Source organism: Actinacidiphila epipremni (genome assembly GCF_012034175.1).
In the GTDB taxonomy this organism is placed as follows: Bacteria; Actinomycetota; Actinomycetes; order Streptomycetales; family Streptomycetaceae; genus Actinacidiphila; species Actinacidiphila epipremni.
In genome coordinates, this window is record NZ_JAATEJ010000086.1 from 1 (window position 1) to 486 (window position 486).

1 protein-coding gene is annotated in these 486 nt (G+C 64.8%); it reads right to left on the bottom strand.

The window, feature by feature from the left end; genetic code table 11:
- Positions 1-16 precede the first annotated feature (16 nt).
- Positions 17-486, bottom strand: a 470-nt coding sequence (locus tag HCN08_RS34565) for an AbfB domain-containing protein (protein WP_206319603.1), incomplete at its 5' end; no start/stop codon positions are given.

Consider the following 486-nt stretch of genomic DNA (forward strand, 5'->3'; position numbering starts at 1 on the left):
CGGCGGTGCTGTGGGGTCAGGCCCAGGGGGTGGTGATGGCCCAGCTGGTGTCGTCGCTCCAGGAGGTGGAGCTGTCCCAGCTGTTGGAACCGCCGTTGGAGGCGATGTAGACGGTGTAGCTGTAGTGCCGCAGGTACTTGCTGGTGTAGTTCGCCGACTGGAAGGAGTAGCCCTGCCCGTTGTGGCCGGACTGCGGGCAGAACGTGGCGTCCTGGTTGAACGTCGAACTGCCGTCACCGGACGCCAGATGCAGCTGGAAGTTCTGGTGCCGCAAATACTGGCCCGGCTCGTTCGCCGACTCGAACGACACACACGAGCTGTTCGACAGCCCCGAACGGACGATCCACGTCGCGTCGCCCCTGTCGGTCGACGAACTCGACGACGACACACCCGCGATCACGACATCGGAGTCGGAGTCGTCGTGCTTGACGTAGTCACCCGTGCAGCACGGCGTCGTCGCCCGGATCGAAATCCGCGAACCAGGCG